Origin of the sequence: Larkinella knui (assembly GCF_003858645.1) — a bacterium.
GTDB classification, from domain to species: domain Bacteria; phylum Bacteroidota; class Bacteroidia; order Cytophagales; family Spirosomataceae; genus Larkinella; species Larkinella knui.
The window spans coordinates 626,337-649,113 of record NZ_RQJP01000002.1 but is presented as its reverse complement, the minus strand read 5'-3'; the positions used below and the strand labels follow the sequence as shown (position 1 = coordinate 649,113).

Here is a 22,777-nt window from a genome sequence, read left to right as displayed (position 1 = left end):
CAACGCCGGGAAACCGGAACGCTTGTCATCAATTTTACCCCTCGGGAGACGGTTGTTGACGGCCTTTTAGCTAAGAATAAAAGACGGTTTAAGACTAATTCAGGGTGCGAATATAGACCAAGTAATTTTAAATAACTAGCTGTAAATCAACTAATTAATTTACAGTTTATTCGAACAATATTCCTTAAAGCAATGCGTTTTTTAAATGAGGGGGCACTGTATTGACGGCTAGTTTTATTCTCTTTATTCATGGGCGAATGATCCCCTCCAGCAGTGCTTTATCGAGACGGCCGACTGATAGATATTCCGTTTGCAAATCAGTTAAGGCAAAGGGGTTAATTGCGTACGTCGTTAAATTAAAGTGGACAACTGCGAATAGGAAACTAGTTAGGTAGGGGTAACAAGATCAAAAAGAAAGCATACCTTTTTGGACATATTATTTCTCCCTGTAAATGACGAGCCTATTTTGGGTCAACAAGTCAGTTCACAAGTATATCGACGTTAGTAGGTGAACAGACAGGACGAACGAGACATTTTTCGTCGCAGAATAAGGAGCGCAGCTGCGGCCGCTGGCGGACCACCCGTCGCACGGTTGCACGCCGTTTCCCCTAACCACACTTGAAACAGTTCGAGCCCGCTTCTGCGGATTTTTTCGAACTGCGGTTCCCCTCAATCGGTATGCCGACCCAGATCGGACCATGCCAGGTCGCCGTTGCAGCACCTCACTCCGGCCAAACTGCAATTACCCACTGTATATAAGCCTCACCTGCTGATCGAGTTGGCTTGTGCCGATCCAGTTCTATTTGATTGAGTCCGGCAAAGGAGAGCGAGGGCCCCCCGTCACGGTCGGGTTGAAAGACCTTAAACCGCTGGCCATCGTAGCGACACAATCCATCGCGGGTGGCGCGACCCAGATGAAGCCCTGTTTATCCTGAAGAAGGCACAAAGGCCTGGGAGTGTTACTCCGGGTTGGGGCAGGCGAAACAATTGCGCAAAAAGCCAGCCGGATGTGGTCAGCAGACTCAGCAGAAAGACAAAAATTCGAACCAACGGAGGTATATGAACAGGCCATGTGAATGACAGAGTTGTAAAGTAGAAATATCTATTGGTTTAGTGATTGGAGCCAATTAAAACATAGCTTTTACCGGTGCGGATTCTAAATGTTTCCGGATAAGCTGATCACCTCGGGTTAATTTACTTCTCTCCCCGCAAGTGAGCCCCAGCGACTTTATGGGGTAGTGCTAATGCGAGTGCCTTCCCCCGCTTTTTTGGTGTTTTAGTCCCTAATGGATCATTTGTTATCGGATTTGGACCATTTGTTATCGTCTGATGGGGTAGTCATACCCGACCTTTGGCCTGATCTTGGGCAAGGACAGCCCCACTTCACTTTTGGGAAAATCAATGCAGCCCGTCTACTCCCCCCAGTGGTAGAAGCCGGGAAAGCCGATCGGTCGATGACCAGGCAAGATCAATGCTCCGCCAAGGTAGCCCGTTGGTGGCAGGTACGTTCAATTCATCTTTATCATTTTACCCAGCATGAGACAACACTACTCATTTGCCCCTCAACCACGACACGTCCATACCCGCTTGTTGGGCAGGCTGCTGTCGGGCTTGCTTTTGCTGCTGACCGGGTTAAGCGCGCAGGCGCAAAAAACCTGGATCGGGACAACGTCGAACTGGAACACCGCCAGCAACTGGAGCCCGGCTGGCATTCCTACGGCCAGCGACAATGTTGTGATTGCCGCCAGTGCCGCTACACAGCCCGTTCTAAGTGTCCCGGCGGTGGCTGGTTCCGTAGAAGTTCAGAGCGAAGCCACACTGAGTATTACCAGTGGTGGTAAGCTAACCTTAAACGGCTCCAGGGATTTTGGTCAGGGCCAAACAACGGCTTTCTACACGGGTGGCACGGTCACCAACGCGGGGCAGTTAGTGATTGGCAACACCGCAGCGGTAGGTAGATATGGACTTATAAACAAGGGAAGCTTCTCTAACGAAACGGGGGGGCATATCGCCATCGACCGAACAACCGGCTATGGTTTGCAAAACAGTGCTACTACAGGAAGGCTATTCACGAACTCAGGGAAAATCATCATCGGGGCTAACACAACCGTGGGAATCGTAGGCCTGGCAAACGCGGCTCGCTTCGATAATAATCCGGGGGGTGTTATTTCCATTAACGGAACAGAATGGTACTGCTTACAAAACAGTGGGACGTTCAATAACGCGGCTCAGATTTCCATCGGAGCCACTGTAGAGGTGGGGTACGTTGGTTTTTTTAACCTGGGCTCCCTGGACAATAATCCGGGTGGCATTATCACCATTGACCGAACGTCCAAATTTGGTATGTGGAACCTTGGCATCGTCACCAACGCAGCCAAAATTACGATTGGCAGCATCGCACAAGCAGCCTATTGGGGACTCTATAATCAGACAACATTCAACAACAATCCGGGCGGAGTTATCGCCATTGACCGCACAACCAACCTTGCCTTGAAGAACGAGGATAACCGGATTGTGCCAGTTAGTGATGCTACTGATAATATATTTCCTTATCCTGACCGTATACCACAGCTCGCTGGCCCTGGCAATGATACATATGCCGAGTTCACCAACAAGGGTAAGATTATTATCGGAGCCATCGAACAATTCGGCTTGAATGGTATTCGTAATGTAGGCAATTTTTACAACACCGGTTGTGACGCCTATATCGAGAGCTATGGCAACGTAAGCCATTGGTTTTTACGCCGGGTAAGCAAGCCAAACCAAAACTTTGATGTATATACCAATTTTAACAACTCCGGTTTCATCATTGAGCATGCGCCTTGCTGTAGTGGCAATATTACTTATAATTCAGGGGTAATACGAAATCTCAATGGGGGCTATTTTGATGTTGACCACAACACAGGCTTACTGACCACTACCCCAGGAGGTGGGCCCAATGACGGTCCCATTGTGACGGCAAACCCCTCTCTGACCATCAGCCAGGGACAGACGACTACCCTGACCGCTTCGGAAGCGCTTAGTTACCGATGGTCGACCGGGGAAACGACGGCCAGTATTTCGGTCAGTACGCCGGGCACCTACTCCGTGACGGGTACCGTTGGAGAATGTTCGGGCACCACCAGTGTGGTCGTGAGTGAACGGACAGAGGCTCCTTCGGTCAGCATCACTCCCAGCAGTGCGACCCTGAGCTGTTCCACTCCCACCGTGAGCCTGACGGCCAATGGCACGGGGAGTTTCCGTTGGAGTACGGGGGCGACCACTGCCCAGATCAGTGTCAGCACGGCGGGTACCTACTCCGTAACGGTAACGTCATCCGATAATCGTACGGCCACGGCCAGTGTGGAAGTGAGTGGCACGACCAACGCTCCTTCGGTCAGCATCAACTCCAGCAGTGCAACCCTGAGTTGTAGTAGTCCTACGGTAAGCCTGACGGCTCTCGGCACGGGTACGGTACGCTGGAGCACGGGATCGACCAATGCCCAGATCAGCGTGAACACGGCAGGCACGTACTCGGTGACGCTCACCTCACCGGGTGGCTGTACGGCCACGGCCAGTGTGACCATCTCGGGAAGTAGTGAAGGGCCGGTGGCCCTCATCACGCCCAGCAGTGCAACACTGACCTGTGCCAACCCGTCGGTTGAGCTGGTCGCCAGTGGGGGCACTACCTACCGCTGGGAGGATACCTCTACCAGTGCCAACCGCACCATCACCACGGCAGGCACCTTCTCAGTGACGGTCACGACCGGTGGCTGTTCAGCCACCAAGACGATTACCATCTCGGGCAGTAGTGAAGGGCCGGTGGCCCTCATCACGCCCAGCAGTGCAACATTGACCTGTGCCAACCCGTCGGTTGAGCTGGTCGCCAGTGGGGGCACCACCTACCGCTGGGAGGATACCTCTACCAGTGCCAACCGCACCATCACCACGGCAGGCACCTACTCGGTGACAGTCACCACCGGGGGCTGTTCGGCCAACGCCAGTGTGACCATTAGTGGAGCTCTAACAAAACCGCCCATTCCGAATCTGGTCAGTTCGACCGTCATCCAGGGAGCACCGGCCGTGATGCTGACCGCCACCAATTGTAGCGGAATCATCAACTGGAATGGACCGGGAGGTACTTCGGGGACCGGCACCATTACCGTTGCGACCACGACGCCCGGATCGTTTGTCTACCAGGCCACCTGTACCCTCAATAGCTGTACCAGTGATCCCGCCAGCGTGACGGTGGTGGTAACGGCTCCGACGGTGACGGGTTCCTTTGATGGTTTCATCAACGGGGCGGACTGCTCGACCTTCCGGGGCTGGGTCTGGGACCGCAACAAACCTACTACCGCTATTTCCATCGACATCCTTGACGGAGCAACCATCCTTGCGACCATCCTGGCTAGTGAGTTTCGGCAAGACTTGCTCGACGCGGGCAAAGGCAACGGGAAGCATGCCTTCCGGTTTACAATTCCCGAGAGTGTCAAAGACGGTTTGCCGCACAGTCTCTCCGCGCGGGTGACGGGCAACAGCTTTGTGTTAAAAGATTCACCCAAAACCCTGATCTGTCAGGGGAATCTTACACCTGAAAGTAACCAACCCCCGAAACCCCCAACGCCGACGGTTTTGGTTACGCCCGTAGTGGCCCAGGTTGGCGTTCCTTTCTCGGCCATGTTGGTTGCCTTCACCGACCCGGAAGGCGGAACCTTGAGCTACGGCTTGAGTGGTTTGCCGGAGGGCTTAAGCCTGCAACTGCCGAACCGGATCATCAGCGGCACACCGACTCAGCCGGGTGTATTTGTCTTGACCTATCAGGCGACCGACCCGCTGGGAGCCAGCAACAGCGTAAGTTTTCAGTTGACGGTCAATCCGGCCGAAACGACGACGGTGACGGGCAGCTTCGAAGGCTATCTGGACAAACTGGATTGCGGAGGAATTCGGGGCTGGGTCTGGGACCGCAACAAACCCAATACCCCGCTCACGGTCGAGTTTTACCTCGAACCCAGTCCAGGCAATGTGACGGTGTTGGGCAGCACCGTGGCCAATATTTTCCGACAGGACCTGAAGGATGCGGGCAAAGGAAATGGTGCCCATACCTACAACTTCACCCCGCCATCCAATGTGACCAACGGAACTCCCGTACTTGCCCGGGTGTTGGGGTCAACGTATTTACTGAAAGGCTCGCCGAAGGTATTCCAATGCAATGCCCCGGCGCGCTTATCAGCCGAAGAAAACCCCCAACTCCAGGTGAGCGTGCTGGGTAATCCGGTGAGTCGTGAACAGGTCATGGTGGAAGTGCGGGGAGTTCAGGGTCAGCCGCTGCGGTTGGCTTTGTTTGATCCAAAGGGCCAACTGGTGACGGAACGGCTCATCGATCAGGCCCAGGCGGTCGAACACCAGACGCTGGCGCCTGGCGCTCGTCGGGCGGGGGTGTTGCTGCTGCAGGTCACCAGCGGTCACCAGATGCGGACGGTGAAGGTGCTCATTCCTTAAGCACCGGGTGGTGTCCCAATCGGCCTAATAAAAGTATCCAGTCAAGTCCAGATACGCCTAAACCTTTAGGTGATTATTATGAATGCCTGATTTTTGGCTTCAATCTGAAAGATGGATTCACTTGGTTTGGAGAGCAAAGAGCGGTAAATCATTCAGTGATACAACATTTTTAGTGAAATAATTATATTTAGTAGGCCATTTTATGTGAACTTTAAGCTTTTACACGTTTTTAGGATGATTATAATAAGGTAATGTTTAAATATTTTATTGGCTGTTCCCTTGGACTTATTTGCTTTTTTTCGTGCGCACAACCGAAAAAAAGCAGGTATACCATTGGCTTTTCGCAGTGCCTGATGAGCGACAATTGGCGAAAAGACATGGTACAGGGTATGAAACGAGAGCTGTCGTTTTATCCTGATATTGCCATGGAGATGAAAGTGGCCAATGGCGACACAAAAAAGCAAAATCAACAGATCAAGGAGTTTATAAGACAAAAAGTAGATTTATTAATTGTATCGGCTAATGAGAAAGAGGCACATACCTCCCTCATTGAAGAGGCCTATTCCTCGGGAATACCGGTCATTATTCTCGACAGGCGCATTTCCTCGACGCAATACACCGCTTTTGTGGGAGCCGAAAACTACCTGGTCGGTCAAAACGCGGGCATCTATGCCAACACATTGCTCAAGGGAAAAGGAACGGTGCTGGAAATCAGCGCTGCTCCCACTACGTCCCCATCCATCGATCGGCATCGGGGCTTTATACAAGCTTTAAAAACATATGCTGGGATACACTACTCCGGGATCTTATGGCAAACGGATACGTTTGATTCCACGGTAACCAACTACTTAAAGGCAAACCCTCAAATTGATCTCATCTATTCCCATTATGATCGCCTGGCCTTACGTATTTCTAAAATCAGTGCAGATTTAGGAATACGAAAAAGAATAAAAATTATTGGCGTCGATGGCTTGCCGGGCCAGAATGAAGGCCTTGAACTGGTTAAAAAAGGCTTGATTGATGCGACTATCCTTTACCCAACGGGGGGCGAGGAGGCCATACAAACGGCTGTCAAAATTCTACACAAGCAGCCCTTCAGCAAAGAGAATGCCTTATTCACGACCGTCGTCAACCCCGATAATGTGAATATTATGCTGGCCCAGTACCAAAAAATGGGTGAACAGCAGCGGGCTATTGAACGGCAGACCACTAAACTGCTGGACCTCAATCAAATTTACTCCTCCCAACGGCAAGCCTTAACGATTGTCGTTGCGTTATTGACCCTGGTGGTCGTATTTGGTGCGGTATTGTTGCTACTTCTGCGGGAAAAACAACAGTCCAATAAATTACTGGCGAAACAGAACGAAGAGATTGAACGAATTTCGGGGCAGGCCAGGCAAGCTACCGAAGATAAAATGCGCTTTTACTCCTATATCTCGCATGAATTCAAAACGCCACTCAGCCTTATTCTGGCGCCTACGGAAGATTTGCTTCATCGGAAGTCCTATGACAGTAAAGAAACAAAGCGCGTGCTGGAGCTTACCCGGAAAAATGCGAATCGTTTACTGAAGCTGGTCGATCAAATTTTAGATCTCCGGCGAATCGATGCCGGCAAAATCGAGCTTCGTTCGGCACCTCACGATCTGGTCCATTTCATTCAGCAAATCATAGACGACTTTTCGTACAAAGCTCAAAACCAGCAGATTGATCTGCAATTCATTCACGCCTTCGCCGAACTCCCTTACCGCTTCGATGCGGAAAAATTAGACAAAGTCGTATTCAACCTACTCTCGAATGCCTTTAAATACACGGCCGCCGGGGGCTTTATTCACGTGACCCTGCTTCGATCCGTCAATCACATCCAGATCGTGGTGGCCGATAATGGGATCGGCATGGAACCAAATGACAAAGCTCACGCGTTTGATCTGTATTACCGGGGCAATCAATCCAGTTCCTTAGGTGCCGGATTGGGACTTGCTCTATCACAGGAGTTTGTGCAGCTCCATCAAGGCGATATCGCCCTTGAATCAGAAAAAGGCAAAGGCACCACCTTCACCATTACTTTACCCTACTCGCCCCAGCTGGCAGGCAGCGAGCTACTGCCCGTTCCTGCATTTTCTCACCTCATCGAGTTGGAAAAACCGTTTTCAGACGTCTCGTCGTCTTCCAGTGTTGAGGGGTCACTTGAGCAGTCAGTGGTCATCATTGAAGATAACCAAGACCTGTTATCGTTTTTACAAAGCCGGTTTGCGCCAACCTACCGGACGCTTACCGCCGAAACGGCCGAAAAGGGGTGGGATTTCGTCCTCCAAAACATCCCGGATATTATTATTAGTGATGTTACTTTACCTGGGCAGGATGGTATCTGGCTAACCCAGCGGGTGAAAGAAGATTTTCGTACCTCACACATTCCGGTCATTTTATTAACCGCAAAGGGGCAACTCGAACATCAGATCGAAGGGACTGTTGCCGGGGCCGATGCGTATATTCCCAAACCCTTCAATCAGCAGTTGCTGGAAGAAAAGGTAAAAAATTTACTGGGGAATCGGGACCGGATGCGAAGACGGTTTTCCAATGAGATCACCAACCCCCAGCAGGTACCCGCTAAGGAACGTAAGTTCTTACTGGATTTTGAACTGCTCATCGAAAAACACATCCATTCCGGTCAGTTATCGGTTGAGAACCTAAGCCGGGACCTGGGTATGTCGCGGGTCCAACTTTACCGCAAAATTACGGCGTTGACTAATAAAAATGTCAATGAGTACATTGCCGAATACCGTATCAAAAAGGCCAAAGACCTTCTGGGCGACCGGACCAAGAACATCTCCGAAATCGCGTACGAATTAGGTTTCAAGGACCCGGCTTACTTTACAACCTTCTTCCGACAGAAGGCTGGCCAGACCCCGTCGGAATGGCGCAATACGTAATGTATCAGGAGCACAAATCCTGTATCAATTTCACAATCTTTAGCGGTTAGAGCGATGGGTAACCGCCTGTTAATCTGAGATATAGCTCAATGTATCAAGTTTATAATTCTTTGATGGAATTCTACAGGAAGATATTTTTTTAAGTGCGGACATTTGATTCATCGAAAACGCTAAACCGGTTTTCAATCTGATGAGTCAACAACAACGTATCTTTTTCTGGTCGATCACAGCCGCCCTGGGCGGCTTCCTCTTTGGCTTCGATACCGCCGTTATCTCGGGCGTCGAGCAATCCCTTCAAACCTTATGGCATCTGAGTGTATGGGAGCATGGATTGACCGTATCCATTGCCCTTATTGGCACGGTACTGGGCTCGATGCTGGGGGGCATTCCGGCCGAGCGGCTGGGTCGTAAAAAAACACTCTTCTGGATAGCCATCCTGTACCTGCTAGCCTCGCTGGGCACGGCCCTGGCGCCAAGTTGGGGTGTCTTTCTCCTTTTTCGCTTTCTGGGCGGTTTGGGGGTGGGCGCTTCGTCGGTGGCGGCTCCCATGTACATTACCGAGATTTCACCGGCCCGCTCCCGTGGCAAGCTGGTTGGGCTTTTTCAGTTCAATGTCGTATTCGGTATACTGATTGCCTATCTGTCCAATTTTCTGCTGTCCGATATGGGTACGCAATCCTGGCGCTGGATGCTGGGAGTGCAGGCCTTGCCTTCCCTGATTTTTTTGATCGCGGTTCTCATCATTCCCGAAAGTCCCCGCTGGTTACTGCTTAAAAAAGGAAATCTGCGTGAAGCGCGTGAGGTACTCACTATGATTGACCCCGCCACCGCCGAACAAACGCTCCTGGCCATTCAGCAGAGCCAATCGCAGACGGCCGCATCGTCCCGGTTGTTTTCGGGTCAGTACGGCACCCCAATTAGGCTGGCGGTCCTGTTTGCGGTCTTCAATCAGGTGTCGGGTATCAATGCTATCATTTATTACGCTCCCCGCATTTTTGAAATGACGGGACTGGGAAAAAGCTCGTCGCTGCTGTCCTCGGCGGGCATTGGACTGATCAATCTGGTTTTTACCCTGCTGTCGATGAACCTGATTGACCGCTACGGTCGACGCACGCTGATGAAAATAGGATCGGTCGGCTTAATCCTGACGCTGGGGTTAGTCGCCAGGGCCTTTTACCTGCAAGATTTTGGAATGACCGTGCCCGTCCTGCTCTTTGTCTACATTGCTTTCTTCGGCTTCTCGCAGGGGGCCGTCATCTGGGTATTTATTTCCGAAATCTTCCCCAATGAGGTCCGGGCCAGTGGTCAGGCGCTGGGCAGCTTCACCCACTGGCTGATGGCCGCCATCATTACGTTCACCTTTCCCTACCTGGCCGAGCACTTCGGCGGGGGCAATACCTTCCTGTTCTTTACCCTCATGATGGTATTACAACTTCTGTTTGTGCTCCGGCTGATGCCTGAAACCAAAGGGACCAGTTTAGAAAAAGCAGAGAAAACCGTATTCGTCCACTAAACCAGACTCCGTATGACACCCATTATTACTTGCTTCGGCGAGGTCCTCTGGGACGTTTTGCCCACCAGCAGACAACCCGGCGGGGCACCTATGAATGTAGCGGCTGACCTGCGCAATTTTGGCCTGAATGCTCAGCTCATCAGCCGGGTGGGCAGCGATGATCTAGGTCAGGAATTACTGGATTTCTTAGCTGCTAAGCAGCTGCCGCTAGACTTAATTCAGACGGGCCAGACGCATTTAACGGGTATCGCCAAAGCGAATTTGTCGGACACCCATGAGGTGACGTATAAGATTGTTCAACCCGTGGCCTGGGATTACATTAGTATGGACTCTCTGCTGCTGAGTGCCGTTGAAAAGAGCACGCTGTTCGTCTATGGCAGTCTGGCGGCCCGTAGTCCCCAGACCCTCGAAACGCTGCTGGCACTTCTGGAAGTAGCCCCCCGTACGGTGTTCGACGTCAATCTGCGGGCTCCCCATTACCAGCGGGCATCGGTCGAACAACTGCTCCGGCAGGCCGATATCGCCAAGCTGAACGAGCATGAACTGAGCGAATTAGCGACCTGGTACGGCCCCGAGCCGGACGTGCAAAGTGCTATGTACCAAATACGGGAGCGCTATCAACTGGACCTGCTGTGCGTGACGCTTGGCGAAAAAGGGGCCGCCCTACTGGATAAAACCGGCTTTTATCAGCAACCCGGCTTTGCGGTGGAAGTCGAAGATACCATCGGGAGTGGGGATGCGTTTCTGGCGGCTTTCCTCTATAAACTATTGCAGGGTGAAGCTCACCCAAAAACCCTTGAATTTGCCTGCGCCACGGGGGCTTACGTCGCTACCCAGCGGGGTGCTACGCCGGCCTTTTCGGAAGCTATGATCCATGCATTCCTGAAAAAAGTCTCTCTGACAATTAATTAACTTCCTGATAACGAAAAACATGAAACTACCTATAATAATCCTGCTCCTGGTCCTGCTAACGGGGCCTCTGGCGCTGGCCCAGACCAAAGTAGCCGTATCGGGCCTGGTTACGGCCAAAACAGATAACAAAGGCATACCGGGGGTGACCGTCCTTGAAAAAGGAACCCAGAACGGCACCACAACGAATACCGACGGCAGCTATAAACTCACCGTTTCTTCGGGCGCTACGCTGGTGTTTTCCTTTGTGGGTATGATAACGAAAGAAGTGCCGGTTGGCAACGCCAGTGCAATCAGTGTGGTATTGGAAGATGACCTGCAAAACCTGAATGAAGTTGTCGTAACGGGCTACAAAGAAGAGCGTAAAGCCGATTTGACCGGTGCGGTGGCGGTGGTGAAATTAAGTGACGTGCAAACGCTGCCTTCTCCCAACGTCATGCAGAACCTCCAGGGACGGGTCGCGGGGGTTTACATCACCACCGACGGAAGTCCTGGCGCACCCGCGAATGTGCAGATTCGGGGGCAGAGTACCTTGTCGGGCGGTAGCGGCCCGCTTTACGTAATCGACGGTGTACCGACCACGGAGGGCCTGCAAACCCTGAATCAGAATGACATCGAATCCATTCAGGTGCTTAAAGATGCCTCCGCAGCGAGCATCTACGGGTCGCGGGCGGGTAACGGCGTTATTATCGTAACGACCAAACGAGCGAAACAGGGAGTGAGCCGCGTCGATTTTACGGTGTCTGGTACCGCGCAGCAGTACACCTCCAAGCTGAAAGTACTCAATACCGAGCAGCGGGCGCGGGTGTTCTGGCAGGCAGCCGTCAACGACGGGGTGAAACCAACCAGCCCCCTGTATCAGTTTCAGTCGCATGTGGATGCCAACGGGCAGCAAGTGCTGGATAAAATTACCTTCCCCGAGTTTATTGATCCTCAGCATACCATGCGCCCGGCCGATACCCGCTGGTTTGACGAAATCGCCCAAACCGGTATTATTCAGTCGTACAACCTGAACCTATCGAATGGGAGTGAGCGGGGAAACATGCTCTTTTCGCTGAATTATTTCAACCACGACGGTATCGTGAAAGGAACGAACCTGAACCGGCTGATTGCCCGCATGAATTCGGACTATAGTTTTCTGAAGGGAAAACTCAAAATAGGGGAAAATTTCATGTTTACCAAAAGTCGGCAGACTGAGATTCCGACTGGGGACGTGTTGTATCTGGCCCTCATTCAGCAACCCATTGTACCGGTTTATACCGTAAATGGCGGCTGGGGTGGGCCAGCCCCAAGCATGAGTGACCGGCAGAACCCGGTGCGGCTTATTGAAGATAACAAGCAAAACCATACGTTCCTGGGCCGCCTGTTTGGTAATGCTTTCATCGATCTGGAAGTACTTCCTAAGTTACATCTGCGATCCAACATCGGTGTTGACTACACCATGACCAGCCTGCGGTCGATGTACAAAGCCTACACCTCCGGATTTTTATCCGACCCCACCAATCGGGTCACCAATACGGATAATTTCTTCGGCAACTGGGTGTGGCAAAATACGCTGAATTACAACCTGGCCACGGGTAAGAGTCGCTTCGACGTCGTACTGGGCACTGAGCAGATCAAGTTTAATAGCCAGATTTTCTCGGCCAGCCGCCAGAATTTTGCGCTGCAAACGCCCGATTATATGTATCTGGATGCAGGTTCGGGCAATAAAGACAACGGGGGTACGGGTTCTGCCTACGCCTTGATGTCCTACTTTGGCAAAATCAACTATGCCTACAACGATAAGTACCTGGCTTCGGTAACGGTTCGTCGTGACGGATCCTCGCGGTTTGGCCAGAATAATCAGTATGGCGTTTTTCCGGCTCTGTCGCTGGGCTGGCGAATCAGTGACGAAGTGTTCCTGAAAGATCAGCTACCGTCTTTGTCCGAATTAAAGCTACGGGTGGGCTGGGGCCAGACGGGCAACCAGAATATTGCCAACAATGCGATCTACTCGCTGTATACCGCCAATTATGGGATCGATCCGACCTGGACCGAAGATACCGGTACGGCTTATGATATCACGGGCGTGAATACAGGTAGCCTGCCATCGGGCTTTCAGCGGACCCAACTGGGTAACGCCAATTTAAAGTGGGAAACGCTGACCCAGACCAATTACGGCATCGACTTTGGTTTTTTCAATTACAAACTGACCGGTTCGGTGGATTATTTTATCAAAAACACCAGCGATATTCTGGTCCAGCCGCCTTACCTGGGCGTGGTGGGTGAAGGAGGTGGCCGCTGGGTAAACGGGGCTTCCATGCAAAACAAAGGCGTTGAGATTCAGCTCGGTTATCAGAACCGGATTGGCGGATTGACCTATAACCTGTCGGGCAACCTGTTTACCTACCGCAACAAAGTGATCAGCCTGCCCGAGGAAGTGGTAAATGCCTACGGCGGGAATGGCACGGACGTCAACATTTTGGGTCGGTCGGTCAATTCGATTTACGGGTACGTAACGGACGGAATTTTTCAGAATCAGGCCGAGGTGGACGCGGCTGGCCAGCAGGTTGGGAAAGGCATTGGGCGGCTTCGTTATAAAGACCTCAATGGCGATGGCAAAATCGATGCGGTTGACCGGACCTGGATTGGCTTAAGCGATCCCAAGTTCAATTATGGCTTTAACGCCAGTCTATCCTACAAAGGCGTTGATGTTGCATTTTTCTTCCAGGGCGTCCAGGGCAATGATGTGTATAATAATAACAAGAGTCAGACCGATTTTGCCTCTCTATTTTCGGGTACCAACCTGGGCGCTCGCACGCTGAATGCCTGGTCACCAACCAACACCGGCACCACAATTCCGGCGCTGACGCTGACCGATAAAAACAACGAAGCGCGTGGCTCCACGTATTTTGTCGAAAACGGCTCCTACCTCAAATTGCGCAATATCCAGGTAGGCTATAACCTGCCGCTCACGCTGGTGCAAAAGTTAAAAATGCAACGGGCCCGCGTGTACGTCCAAGGACAAAACCTGCTGACGATCAGGCCCGCCAGCCATTCCAACGCCTATACGGGCGTCGATCCGGAAACGCCAAACTCCAATTACCCCATTCCGGCCATGTATACGGCTGGCGTCAATTTCTCCTTCTAATCGTTTGAATCGACATCGACTATGAAAACAATAAAACAGTGGCTGCTTACGGGCGCCTTGATGAGTGTTACGCTGGCTTGTCAGAGTACCCTGGATGTTACGCCCAAAGCCGTCATCAGCAGCGAGGAATTAAATACGCCCGAAAACATCGACAAAATGTGTGTAGCGGCCTATTCAGCCCTGGGCAACGATCATTATACCGCTCCGTTTACCCTCTGGCCATACGGTAATTTACGCTCGGGGGATGCCTATAAAGGTGGGGCTGGAACGGCCGACATCTCTGAATTTCATTTCTTTGAAACCTTCTCCTACATCCGCCCCGACCTGGGGCCGGCCGACGAGATCTGGTTTCGCTTTTACGTCTCCATCTCCCGGGCCAACGACGCGTTGCGCCGGCTGAATGCCATTAGTGAAGTGGATTACCCGAACAAGAAAATCCGGCAGGCTGAGATGCGCTTTTTGCGGGGTCATAACTACTTCGATTTAAAGATTATGTTTAACCGCGTGCCCTATATCGACGAAACCGTAGCCGTTGATCAATACGCGACCATCCCGAATGACGCGTTAAGCAGCGATCAGCTCTGGGATAAAATTTCCGCTGATTTCCGGGTGGGTACTACCGATCTGCCCGCTACGCAACCCGAGGTGGGCCGGGCCAATCAGGTAGCCGCTAAGGCCTATCTGGCCAAGACGCTGTTGTATCAAGCCTACAAGCAGGATGCCCGGTATAACGTAACCGGCATCGACCCGGCCAAATTAGCCGAAGTTGAAAAACTAACGGGCGAGGTGATTGCCTCGGGTAAATACGGCTTGTACGATGATTTTGCTAAGAACTTCCTGCCCGAGAACGATAATGGGATCGAGTCGATTTTTGCCATTCAGCGCTCGATTGATGACGGAACGCCCAAAGGCCGTCTTGACTGGAGCAGCATGCTCAATTATCCGATGAACCAGGAATACGGGTGCTGCGGTTTTCACTTACCCAGTCAGAATCTGATCAATGCGTTCAAGACGGATAAGAACGGACTTCCACTATTCGATACCTACAATACCAGCGATATCACTACCCCCGCTGACTTTCTGAGCAATGCCGTTGACCCCCGTGTTGATCATACGGTGGCTATACCCGGCCATCCGTATAAGTACAAGCCCAACTATATTTTTAAAACTGAGTGGGCACGAGCACCCGAAATTTACGGCGCTACCGCATCGATGAAAGAAACCGTAGCACCCGATAGTCCCGCTTTTCGGAAAGTAGCGCCGTTTATGAGCAGTTCGAAGAATTCAGTGTTGATTCGGTATGCGGATGTCCTGTTATGGCGGGCTGAAGCCTTGATTGAACTGGGCCGGCAGGACGAAGCACTACCACTGATTAATCAACTCCGGCAACGCGCATCAAAAAGTACGGGTTTGCTAAAAGATGCCACGGGTAAACCAACGTCGAATTACCTGATTGGTACGTACCAGCCCGGGGTGAACTGCACCTGGAACCAAAGCTTTGCCCGACAGGCACTTCGCTGGGAACGGCGGCTCGAACTGGCGATGGAAGGCAACCGGTTTTTCGATCTGGTCCGCTGGGGCGTTGCCGCTGAGTACCTGAACAGTTACTTCTCGACGGAAAAAACGAAGCGTGACTATTTAAAAGAGGCCAAGTTTACCAAAAACCGGGATGAGTATTTACCCATTCCGCTCAACCAGATCAACTTCAGTAAAGGGCTATATAAACAGAATCCAGGTTGGTAGTTAAAGGTCGGGCGGGGCGTCCTGCTTACGATGACTTCCCGCCCTCATTTTTTCGTTAAATACACTCGTTATGCAAACCAGACTTTTTTTAGCTCTCTTCCTTACGTTGCCCATGTACCTTTCCTTTGGGCAAACTGGCCAGGGTATTCCAACGTCAGAAGCCCATCGGCCCCAGTTTCATTTTTCGCCCAAAGCCCATTGGATGAATGACCCGAACGGCATGGTGTATTATAAAGGGACGTACCATCTGTTTTTTCAGTATTACCCGGACGGGATGACCTGGGGGCCCATGCACTGGGGGCATACGACCAGCACCGATCTGGTGCATTGGCAGGAGCAGCCCATCGCCTTGTATCCGGATAGTCTGGGGTATATCTTCTCCGGGAGTGTAGTGGTTGACGTAAACAACACCAGCGGTTTGGGGAAAAATGGTCAGACACCCCTGGTGGCCATTTTCACGCATCACAATCCGAAGCTTGAAAAAGCGAAAACGGATAAACATGAATACCAGAGCCTGGCGTATAGTCTTGATGAAGGAAAAACGTGGACTAAATACGCGGGTAATCCGGTCCTGCCTAATCCCGGCATTACAGATTTTCGCGACCCCAAGGTTCGCTGGTATGAGTCTCAGAAAAAGTGGGTTATGACCCTGGCGACTAAAGATCGGGTTACGTTTTATTCATCTCCCAATCTGAAGGAATGGACCAAGGAAAGTGAGTTTGGTAAGGAGGTAGGGGCGCACGGGGGTGTTTGGGAGTGCCCAGACCTGTTTCCGCTGGATCATAAGGGTAAAAAAGCGTGGGTGTTGCTGGTGAGCATCAATCCGGGTGGGCCAAACGGTGGTTCCGCTACCCAATATTTCGTAGGTGATTTTGATGGCAAAACGTTCAAACCGTATTCAACGAAAACCAAATGGGTTGATTATGGCACGGATAATTATGCGGGCGTGACGTTTGCCAATACGGGTAACCGGACCCTTTTCATGGGATGGATGAGCAATTGGCAGTATGCGGGAGTCGTGCCTACCTCGCCCTGGCGGAGTGCCACCACCGTGCCACGGGAGCTTGGCTTAAAAGAAGTGGGCAACGAGCTGTGTCTCATCTCTATGCCTGTCAAGGAACTTAATGCCCTGAATGGCCAACGAGTTGCGCTGAAAAACCCGACGGCTAAAACACCGTTCGACCTACCGGCTCAATCGAAAACCCGATCGTTCAAGCTGGATATCGCTACTTCGAATTCAAGTGACTTTTCAATGACACTGGCCAACGAACAGGGCAACGAGTTGATTTTTGGGTATGACAAAACCGCTAATGCCTATTTTATCGATCGGTCAAAGTCGGGCAAAATAGACTTTGAAAAAGGATTTGGCAAACGCCACATCGCTCCCCGTTCCTCCTCATCGACAACCATGACCCTTACGATTCTGGTCGATGTAGCTTCCATTGAGATGTTTGCTGATGATGGGCTTACCGTCATGACCGACATCTTTTTTCCGGAAAGTGACCTGACCAAATTGTTCATTAGCTCAGCCAAAGGCGGCAGTTCAGCACCCGTAGTGAGCTACACACCGCTTTTGTCAACGGTTGAATAAAGATGAAAGCCAAATTTAGAAAATCCGATTAAACGATAGGCTCGTTTGAATTTCCTAAGCAAGTCCGTCAGATTGTATTATTTGACGGACTATTTTATGCCCATTGTAAGTAATCCGGTAAAATCGGACAACTGTTGCCGTGCCGTCGCAGCGGTGCGAAAGTATAGAAACAATTACTTCTTATTTGGCGTCAACAGGTCAGTTCAAATTGTGTAAGGGCCATTTCAGGACGATACAACAAATGAATGCCTGATGAATGGTGCTCGTTGCGAATGCGTAGCTGCCTCTTAGGGTATAGTGAAGTTCTGTTCCTTTTCAATTGCTGATTTCAAACGAGTAGTTCCCCGATCCCAACGGAATAATTACCTGGCCAGGCATTGCTGTAGATCTTGCCATTACAGCCGCAGACGGAGTCAACATCACTGAAATACCCATATGGATATCGTTCGTAAAATCGGGGCACCGCTTAGTTAAAACCGATCCCTAAAGAAGTGCCGAACCACCGTAAATTGGTGTTCTGAGCGGAGGAGCCAATTCGCCAGGTAGGTGCCCAATACAAACGCCACACAATACCCGTTCGCAACGGTTGAAAACGCACCCCTACGTTCGCAACGGCGGGGTATTCAATCCCGTTATTGTGATGAATAACATTATTTTGATCCTCGTATGTCCATTTCCGATAGGCTAAAATGAAGCCGGCTCCGGCTTCTAAGGCAACGCGTTTGTTGGAATTAACGGTGTTGATAAGGACGGGAAATGAATAGGTTAGCGCTCGGCCTTCCTGAATGGGCTGGTTAATACCTGCTCGAAACCCCCAACCTTTATGGCCGGATTTGAAGCGCATATCATAATTGAGCGATAAACCCCAACCGCTACTTCCCATTGCCTCAACGTAAATCGCTTTTGCTTTGGAAGTTTGGGGTACGTCATCTCCTGTTTTGAAACCATCCTCTTGGGCCATCGAGCAATGCCATGACGCAAGTGCTAAAAAAATGGCAAATAAACATCGTTGCACTGGTGCCATAGCGTCGTGATACAAGCTTGCAATACGGGTCTGGTAAGCTCGTATTCCCTTTCAATTATTGAACCGAAATGTAATGATACTTGACAGAGTCTTGGGCGGCACCGATCTGGGAAAGATAGCCTGAGGTCTCCAATGTAGTTTTGCCGGGTTGTTGCTTAATCTTAAAAAATCGCTTTACCCCATTATCATACGTGAGGGTAACCGTCATATCCGATGCGTTCAAAATCGGAGCAGCAGAACGGCTCCACACGTACGTGTTAATCAGCGAACCATTTCTGAAAATTTTGTCATAGTCCTCCACCTGGTTGTTACCCGACTCGATTATCTCGGTATAGCCAATCTGAGAGCCGGTTTTTGTACCCGAAGGGGCCACTATTTTTTCCAATTGCCAGCGCCCTTGCAGATAGCGGGTGATGGGCCCTCCTGGATCAAAGCCCTCATTTTCTCGCTTGCAACCAGAAGGTAACAGGAAACTCAGTACGATGAAGCAAACTAGGTTGCGCATGGTTTGTAGGTTAAGATTTAGACTGCGTAAAATAAACAGATTTAACGTTGCTGATAGAAAAGTTTTTGTGAAAACAGGTATGCATCAACGATCGCAATAAATTTATAGTAAAATGAGAAAAACGACAAATTGGCGTTTCTGGCTTGGCCCAATGGATGCCGTTTATTTTTTTACAAGCGGCTGTCCCGCTCCCTAATGCCGAGTAGAAAACAATTTTAATTGAGGTTCTCAGCGTCGAAAAAAGCGCACCGGAAAGAACAGCTTTATTGATCTGTGAATAGGTTTGTGATATTTGGTAACTTTCGAATTTTCCGGAGCGGTTTTGCATTGTACTTCCTTCATATTTTGTCCTGCCCTCCACCCATCCCATGCTATTGCTTCGTAGCGGTTAAGCTGACCGTACTGTACGCTGACATTGCGAATTCGAAAGAAGGGTTTAGGATTCAAAATGCCTCGTTTTTTTACCAAATTCGTGCCCATTCGCACCCACCTCCGGCCACGGTTCCCGTTGAATGCTGTAAAGTAATCGTTAAATTGCCGATCAAACAGCGATTGGAAAGATGGAGATGATGGAAAAGATATACCGCAAATTGCAGGATCAGTTCAAGCAGGGCTTTGCATTTGGACCGGTCGGTCGGCCGATTCAAAGCATCGACCAGACGAGCACCGGTGAGGTTACGGTTGTATTTCCGGGTCTGCTTATTTTGCTGGAAGAGGTTGGCGGCCGAATCATCGTTAAACTACCAGGCGCAGTTCGTAGCACCAATAACGACCTTGCCGACGATCTGGGCGAATTGTGCGATCAGTTTATCGCAATGGTGAAAGCCGAAGCTGAAAGCGTTCCCATCGATGAAATCCTGGTCTAGCGAATAGCGCTTTTCGAACGCCCGATTTATTGCCAGTCCTTGACCCGAATAAAGTAGGGGCGATAGCGGTCCGCGCTACCCGGACTGTTGAAATGGTCGGCAAAATCGGTTGCGTTGACGCAATACGAAATCATCAAGTCGCCATTTCTTGACAGTTCAGGATGCACCAGGGCATTGTAGGTGAAAACTTTGCCCGTACCCTGTTCTGGGGGAACCGTGTAGAGGAGTCGTTTAGCCGTCCAGGGGCCAATTGGGCTGCTCGATTCCGACAGAAATAACCGCCGGCCGAAAACGATTTCCTGCGTGAAGAGATAATACCGGGTGCCGGATTGAAACACGCTGAATTGATCGGAGGCATCCTTATAGATTGAATAGTCGTTCGGCTGGCTCCCCCATTGGCTGCCGTTCCAGTATTGCCAGTTCCCCGTCAGGTCTCCTTTTGGAGCGCGGGCTACAACCACATTCGTTGTCAGGTTGCCGTGAATGACCCCATACAGGTAGGTGTAGCCATCAGCCGCTTCGCACACGGCACCACCGTATCCCCAGGGTCCCTGGTATTTGTTGGCAATGATTTTTTCTACCGTTCCCGTCGTCAGTGAACAAATGGCGATATCGATCGAAGCATTCTTAAAATCCCAGGCACCTGACCCGGTTTTTTCGATGTGGCTCAGCAAAACCTGTAGTTTCACGTTGTAGACCGTAGCATCCAACGGCCAATACCAGTCTTTGCCGCCTTTCTGCTTCGCATGGGTAAAGTAAGTTTGACCCGCCTTCGGGGTCGAAGCGCCTTGATTCAGTGTCTTGAAACTGTCGAAGGTTTCACCGGTCTGAATCATCACCGCGTTCCGAACCATTTCGTTCTGGCTGGCTAAGCGAGTCCGGTCCGATTTGACAAGCCCCAGGAAGGTATCGCCGAACGTCCAGACGATCCGACCGTCAGGCAGTCGCGTGGAATAAACCCCATCCCCACCAGTCCAGCCATCGTAGCGGGTGAAAAAATGGTTATACTGCTCATCAACCTGGGCTTTGGGCTCTGAAGTCACCCTGGGTATCACAGCCGGGGTATTCGAATCAGGTACAATTTCAGGTGGAGCCACTAAACAGCCTGCCAGAAGACCGAAGAGGTAAAAAAAATAATTCATGGGCGAAGGGTATAGCAAGCCAGAGAAGCAAGTTGTTGAGCAAAGATACTCATTCATCATCGCCATCCTGCTTGCTCGAATCAACCACAACAGGGGCCTAAAGTATTATGCATTTTGTATGCAAATGCCGCAGTTCACCCAGCTTAAAAGACAACCGCAGCAGTAGAGAGGCTTGTAAAACCGGCAAAGCCGAAAAAGGAGCGCGGGGAGTTTTGCTGGTAAGTGGCCCCATAGGATCAAAACTATTTTAAAAATAGTAACGACTTTTAAACGATTCTGGATCCTGCAAAACCAGCACCTACTGATCGGTCAAGGCATCCGTTTGCTTCCAAATAGCGTTTATCTTCTGATTTTCCAAAAAGAGATTTTTCGAAATGGATTGTAATAAAAAAGAATCAAGCACTTACATTGAATTGTAAGTGCTTGATTATCAACGTGGGCCCACTTGGAATCGAACCAAGCACCTACTGATTATGAGTCAGTTGCTCTAACCGAATGAGCTATAGGCCCGAACCGGTGAACCGGCCGCTTTTCCGTAAAGGAAAGAGCGTTTGCAAATATACAAAAATCGGCTTCCTCTTCAAATTGCGGTTGCAAAAGTCTACGGGGAAGTACTGCAACACTCTGCCTCATTTTGGCGTATATTTGTCTGTCTATCGGCACCCTTTCACTTGGCTTCTCAGAACAAAAAAAAAATCCTGAACGACCCCGTCTACGGGTTTATCACTATTCCGAACGATCTGACATTCGATCTGGTCGAACACCCGTATTTTCAGCGGCTTCGGCGTATCAAACAATTGGGCCTTTCAGAACTGGTTTATCCCGGCGCTTTGCACACCCGGTTTCACCATGCCCTGGGAGCGATGCACCTGATGGGGCAGGCCATTCAGACCTTGCGCGGTAAAGGACACCGGATTTCTGAAGCGGAATGCGATGCCGCCCAAATGGCGATTCTGCTGCACGACATTGGTCACGGCCCGTTTTCCCATGTCCTCGAATACACCATTCTGGAAGGTATTCCGCACGAACGGTTGTCGCTGTTGCTGATGCACGAACTGAACCGGCAATTCAATGGCGGCCTGTCGATGGCCATTCAAATGTTCGAGGCAACGTATCACCGGCCGTTTTTTCATCAACTGATTTCTAGTCAGTTGGATATGGATCGGATGGATTACCTCAACCGCGACTGTTTCTACACGGGCGTCGCCGAAGGTACCATTGGGGCCGACCGCATCATTAAAATGCTCGATTTGGTCGATGATCAGCTGGTCGTGGAAGCGAAAGGGATTTTGAGTATCGAAAATTTTTTGAGTTCCCGGCGGTTGATGTACTGGCAGGTTTATCTGCACAAAACCTCGCTCTGTGCCGAGTCCATGCTCGTGCAGATCATTCGGCGCGCGCGGTTTTTGCTAAACCAGCCCCAAACCGACCCTGGCAGCGAGAGCACCCTGTTTACCACGCCCGCACTGCACACATTTCTGTCAAAACCGATCACTATGGACGATTTTCAGCACCATCCGCACTACCTCAGGGCATTTACGGAACTCGACGATTATGACATCTGGACGTCCATAAAATTCTGGAGCCGCCATGCCGACCGGGTTTTATCGACCCTTTGCCAGATGTTGCTCGACCGGCGGCTTTTTAAAATCATTATTTCTGAACAGCCCTTTGCCGGACAACTGGTTCGTGAACTGGAACAGCAACTGCTGGATACCGGGGTGCAACAAGACGAATTATCCTATTTTCTGGTGGAAGGTGTTGCCACTAATTCGGCTTATTTGCCGTCTATCGATAATATCAACATCAAGCTAAAAGATGATCGTATCATTGATATTGCCGATGCGTCCGATTTACCCGGTATTAAAGCACTTACCAATATGGTCAGGCGATACTACCTCTGCTGGGCGAAAAACCTGACCCAGCCACCGGTTCGGTTGGTATAGTTC

At 50.7% G+C, this 22,777-nt stretch carries 12 protein-coding genes and 1 tRNA gene; 9 read left to right on the top strand and 4 right to left on the bottom strand.

Translation table 11 applies throughout. The features are described 5' to 3' along the window. The first annotated feature begins 1,536 nt into the window (after window positions 1-1,536). The 7 genes from EHT87_RS11500 (at window position 1,537) to EHT87_RS11470 (ending at window position 17,291) form a co-directional block, all read left to right on the top strand. A complete protein-coding gene (locus EHT87_RS11500; RefSeq protein ID WP_124906768.1) occupies window positions 1,537-5,478 on the top strand; it encodes a putative Ig domain-containing protein in 3,942 nt (1,313 codons plus the stop codon). Between the two features lie 251 nt (window positions 5,479-5,729). Beyond that, window positions 5,730-8,405 (top strand): hybrid sensor histidine kinase/response regulator transcription factor, encoded by a 2,676-nt coding sequence (locus EHT87_RS11495; RefSeq protein ID WP_124906767.1) that lies wholly within the window; start codon window positions 5,730-5,732, stop codon window positions 8,403-8,405. Window positions 8,406-8,595: 190 nt separating this feature from the next. Continuing rightward, complete coding sequence (locus EHT87_RS11490) at window positions 8,596-9,918, top strand: sugar porter family MFS transporter (RefSeq protein ID WP_124906766.1); 1,323 nt, start codon at window positions 8,596-8,598, stop codon at window positions 9,916-9,918. Between the two features lie 12 nt (window positions 9,919-9,930). Next, on the top strand, window positions 9,931-10,830 hold the full coding sequence (locus EHT87_RS11485; RefSeq protein ID WP_124906765.1) for a carbohydrate kinase family protein: 900 nt from the start codon (window positions 9,931-9,933) through the stop codon (window positions 10,828-10,830). Between the two features lie 19 nt (window positions 10,831-10,849). Next, window positions 10,850-13,957: a SusC/RagA family TonB-linked outer membrane protein gene (locus EHT87_RS11480; protein WP_124906764.1), complete on the top strand. Its 3,108-nt coding sequence runs from the start codon at window positions 10,850-10,852 to the stop codon at window positions 13,955-13,957. 21 nt (window positions 13,958-13,978) lie between these two features. Continuing rightward, window positions 13,979-15,700, top strand: a complete 1,722-nt coding sequence (locus tag EHT87_RS11475; RefSeq protein WP_124906763.1) for a RagB/SusD family nutrient uptake outer membrane protein — start codon at window positions 13,979-13,981, stop codon at window positions 15,698-15,700. A gap of 70 nt (window positions 15,701-15,770) precedes the next feature. Further along, complete coding sequence (locus tag EHT87_RS11470; protein WP_374756025.1) at window positions 15,771-17,291, top strand: glycoside hydrolase family 32 protein; 1,521 nt, start codon at window positions 15,771-15,773, stop codon at window positions 17,289-17,291. 466 nt (window positions 17,292-17,757) lie between these two features. On the opposite strand, the gene EHT87_RS11465 is transcribed toward EHT87_RS11470, so the two are convergent. Next, on the bottom strand, window positions 17,758-18,315 hold the full coding sequence (locus tag EHT87_RS11465; protein WP_124906762.1) for a hypothetical protein: 558 nt from the start codon (window positions 18,313-18,315) through the stop codon (window positions 17,758-17,760). Between the two features lie 55 nt (window positions 18,316-18,370). Then, window positions 18,371-18,820 carry a hypothetical protein gene (locus EHT87_RS11460; protein ID WP_124906761.1) on the bottom strand — a complete coding sequence of 150 codons (450 nt, stop codon included), beginning with the start codon at window positions 18,818-18,820 and terminating at the stop codon, window positions 18,371-18,373. Between the two features lie 566 nt (window positions 18,821-19,386). Here EHT87_RS11460 and EHT87_RS11455 point away from each other — a divergent pair. Beyond that, complete coding sequence (locus EHT87_RS11455; RefSeq protein WP_124906760.1) at window positions 19,387-19,686, top strand: hypothetical protein; 300 nt, start codon at window positions 19,387-19,389, stop codon at window positions 19,684-19,686. A 26-nt stretch (window positions 19,687-19,712) separates the two neighbouring features. Here EHT87_RS11455 and EHT87_RS11450 read toward each other — a convergent pair whose 3' ends face one another. Next, the gene (locus EHT87_RS11450; RefSeq protein ID WP_185716188.1) at window positions 19,713-20,729 is read right to left on the bottom strand and encodes a DUF5005 domain-containing protein; all 1,017 of its coding nucleotides are present in this window, start codon (window positions 20,727-20,729) and stop codon (window positions 19,713-19,715) included. 535 nt (window positions 20,730-21,264) lie between these two features. After that, window positions 21,265-21,338: transfer RNA gene (locus tag EHT87_RS11445), tRNA-Ile, on the bottom strand. A 161-nt stretch (window positions 21,339-21,499) separates the two neighbouring features. On the opposite strand from EHT87_RS11445, the gene EHT87_RS11440 reads away from it, so the two are divergent. After that, window positions 21,500-22,774, top strand: coding sequence for an HD domain-containing protein (locus EHT87_RS11440; protein ID WP_124906758.1), 1,275 nt, complete (start codon window positions 21,500-21,502; stop codon window positions 22,772-22,774). Window positions 22,775-22,777: the final 3 nt, after the last annotated feature.

Excerpts from the sequence above, each read along its gene's own strand:
- EHT87_RS11455 (WP_124906760.1), top strand. The coding sequence starts at position 19,387 with ATGATGGAAAAGATATACCGCAAATTGCAGGATCAGTTCAAGCAGGGC.
- EHT87_RS11470 (WP_374756025.1), top strand. The coding sequence starts at position 15,771 with ATGCAAACCAGACTTTTTTTAGCTCTCTTCCTTACGTTGCCCATGTAC.
- EHT87_RS11490 (WP_124906766.1), top strand. The coding sequence starts at position 8,596 with ATGAGTCAACAACAACGTATCTTTTTCTGGTCGATCACAGCCGCCCTG.
- EHT87_RS11475 (WP_124906763.1), top strand. The coding sequence starts at position 13,979 with ATGAAAACAATAAAACAGTGGCTGCTTACGGGCGCCTTGATGAGTGTT.
- EHT87_RS11460 (WP_124906761.1), bottom strand. The coding sequence starts at position 18,820 with ATGCGCAACCTAGTTTGCTTCATCGTACTGAGTTTCCTGTTACCTTCT.
- EHT87_RS11500 (WP_124906768.1), top strand. The coding sequence starts at position 1,537 with ATGAGACAACACTACTCATTTGCCCCTCAACCACGACACGTCCATACC.
- EHT87_RS11480 (WP_124906764.1), top strand. The coding sequence starts at position 10,850 with ATGAAACTACCTATAATAATCCTGCTCCTGGTCCTGCTAACGGGGCCT.
- EHT87_RS11485 (WP_124906765.1), top strand. The coding sequence starts at position 9,931 with ATGACACCCATTATTACTTGCTTCGGCGAGGTCCTCTGGGACGTTTTG.
- EHT87_RS11495 (WP_124906767.1), top strand. The coding sequence starts at position 5,730 with ATGTTTAAATATTTTATTGGCTGTTCCCTTGGACTTATTTGCTTTTTT.
- EHT87_RS11465 (WP_124906762.1), bottom strand. The coding sequence starts at position 18,315 with ATGGCACCAGTGCAACGATGTTTATTTGCCATTTTTTTAGCACTTGCG.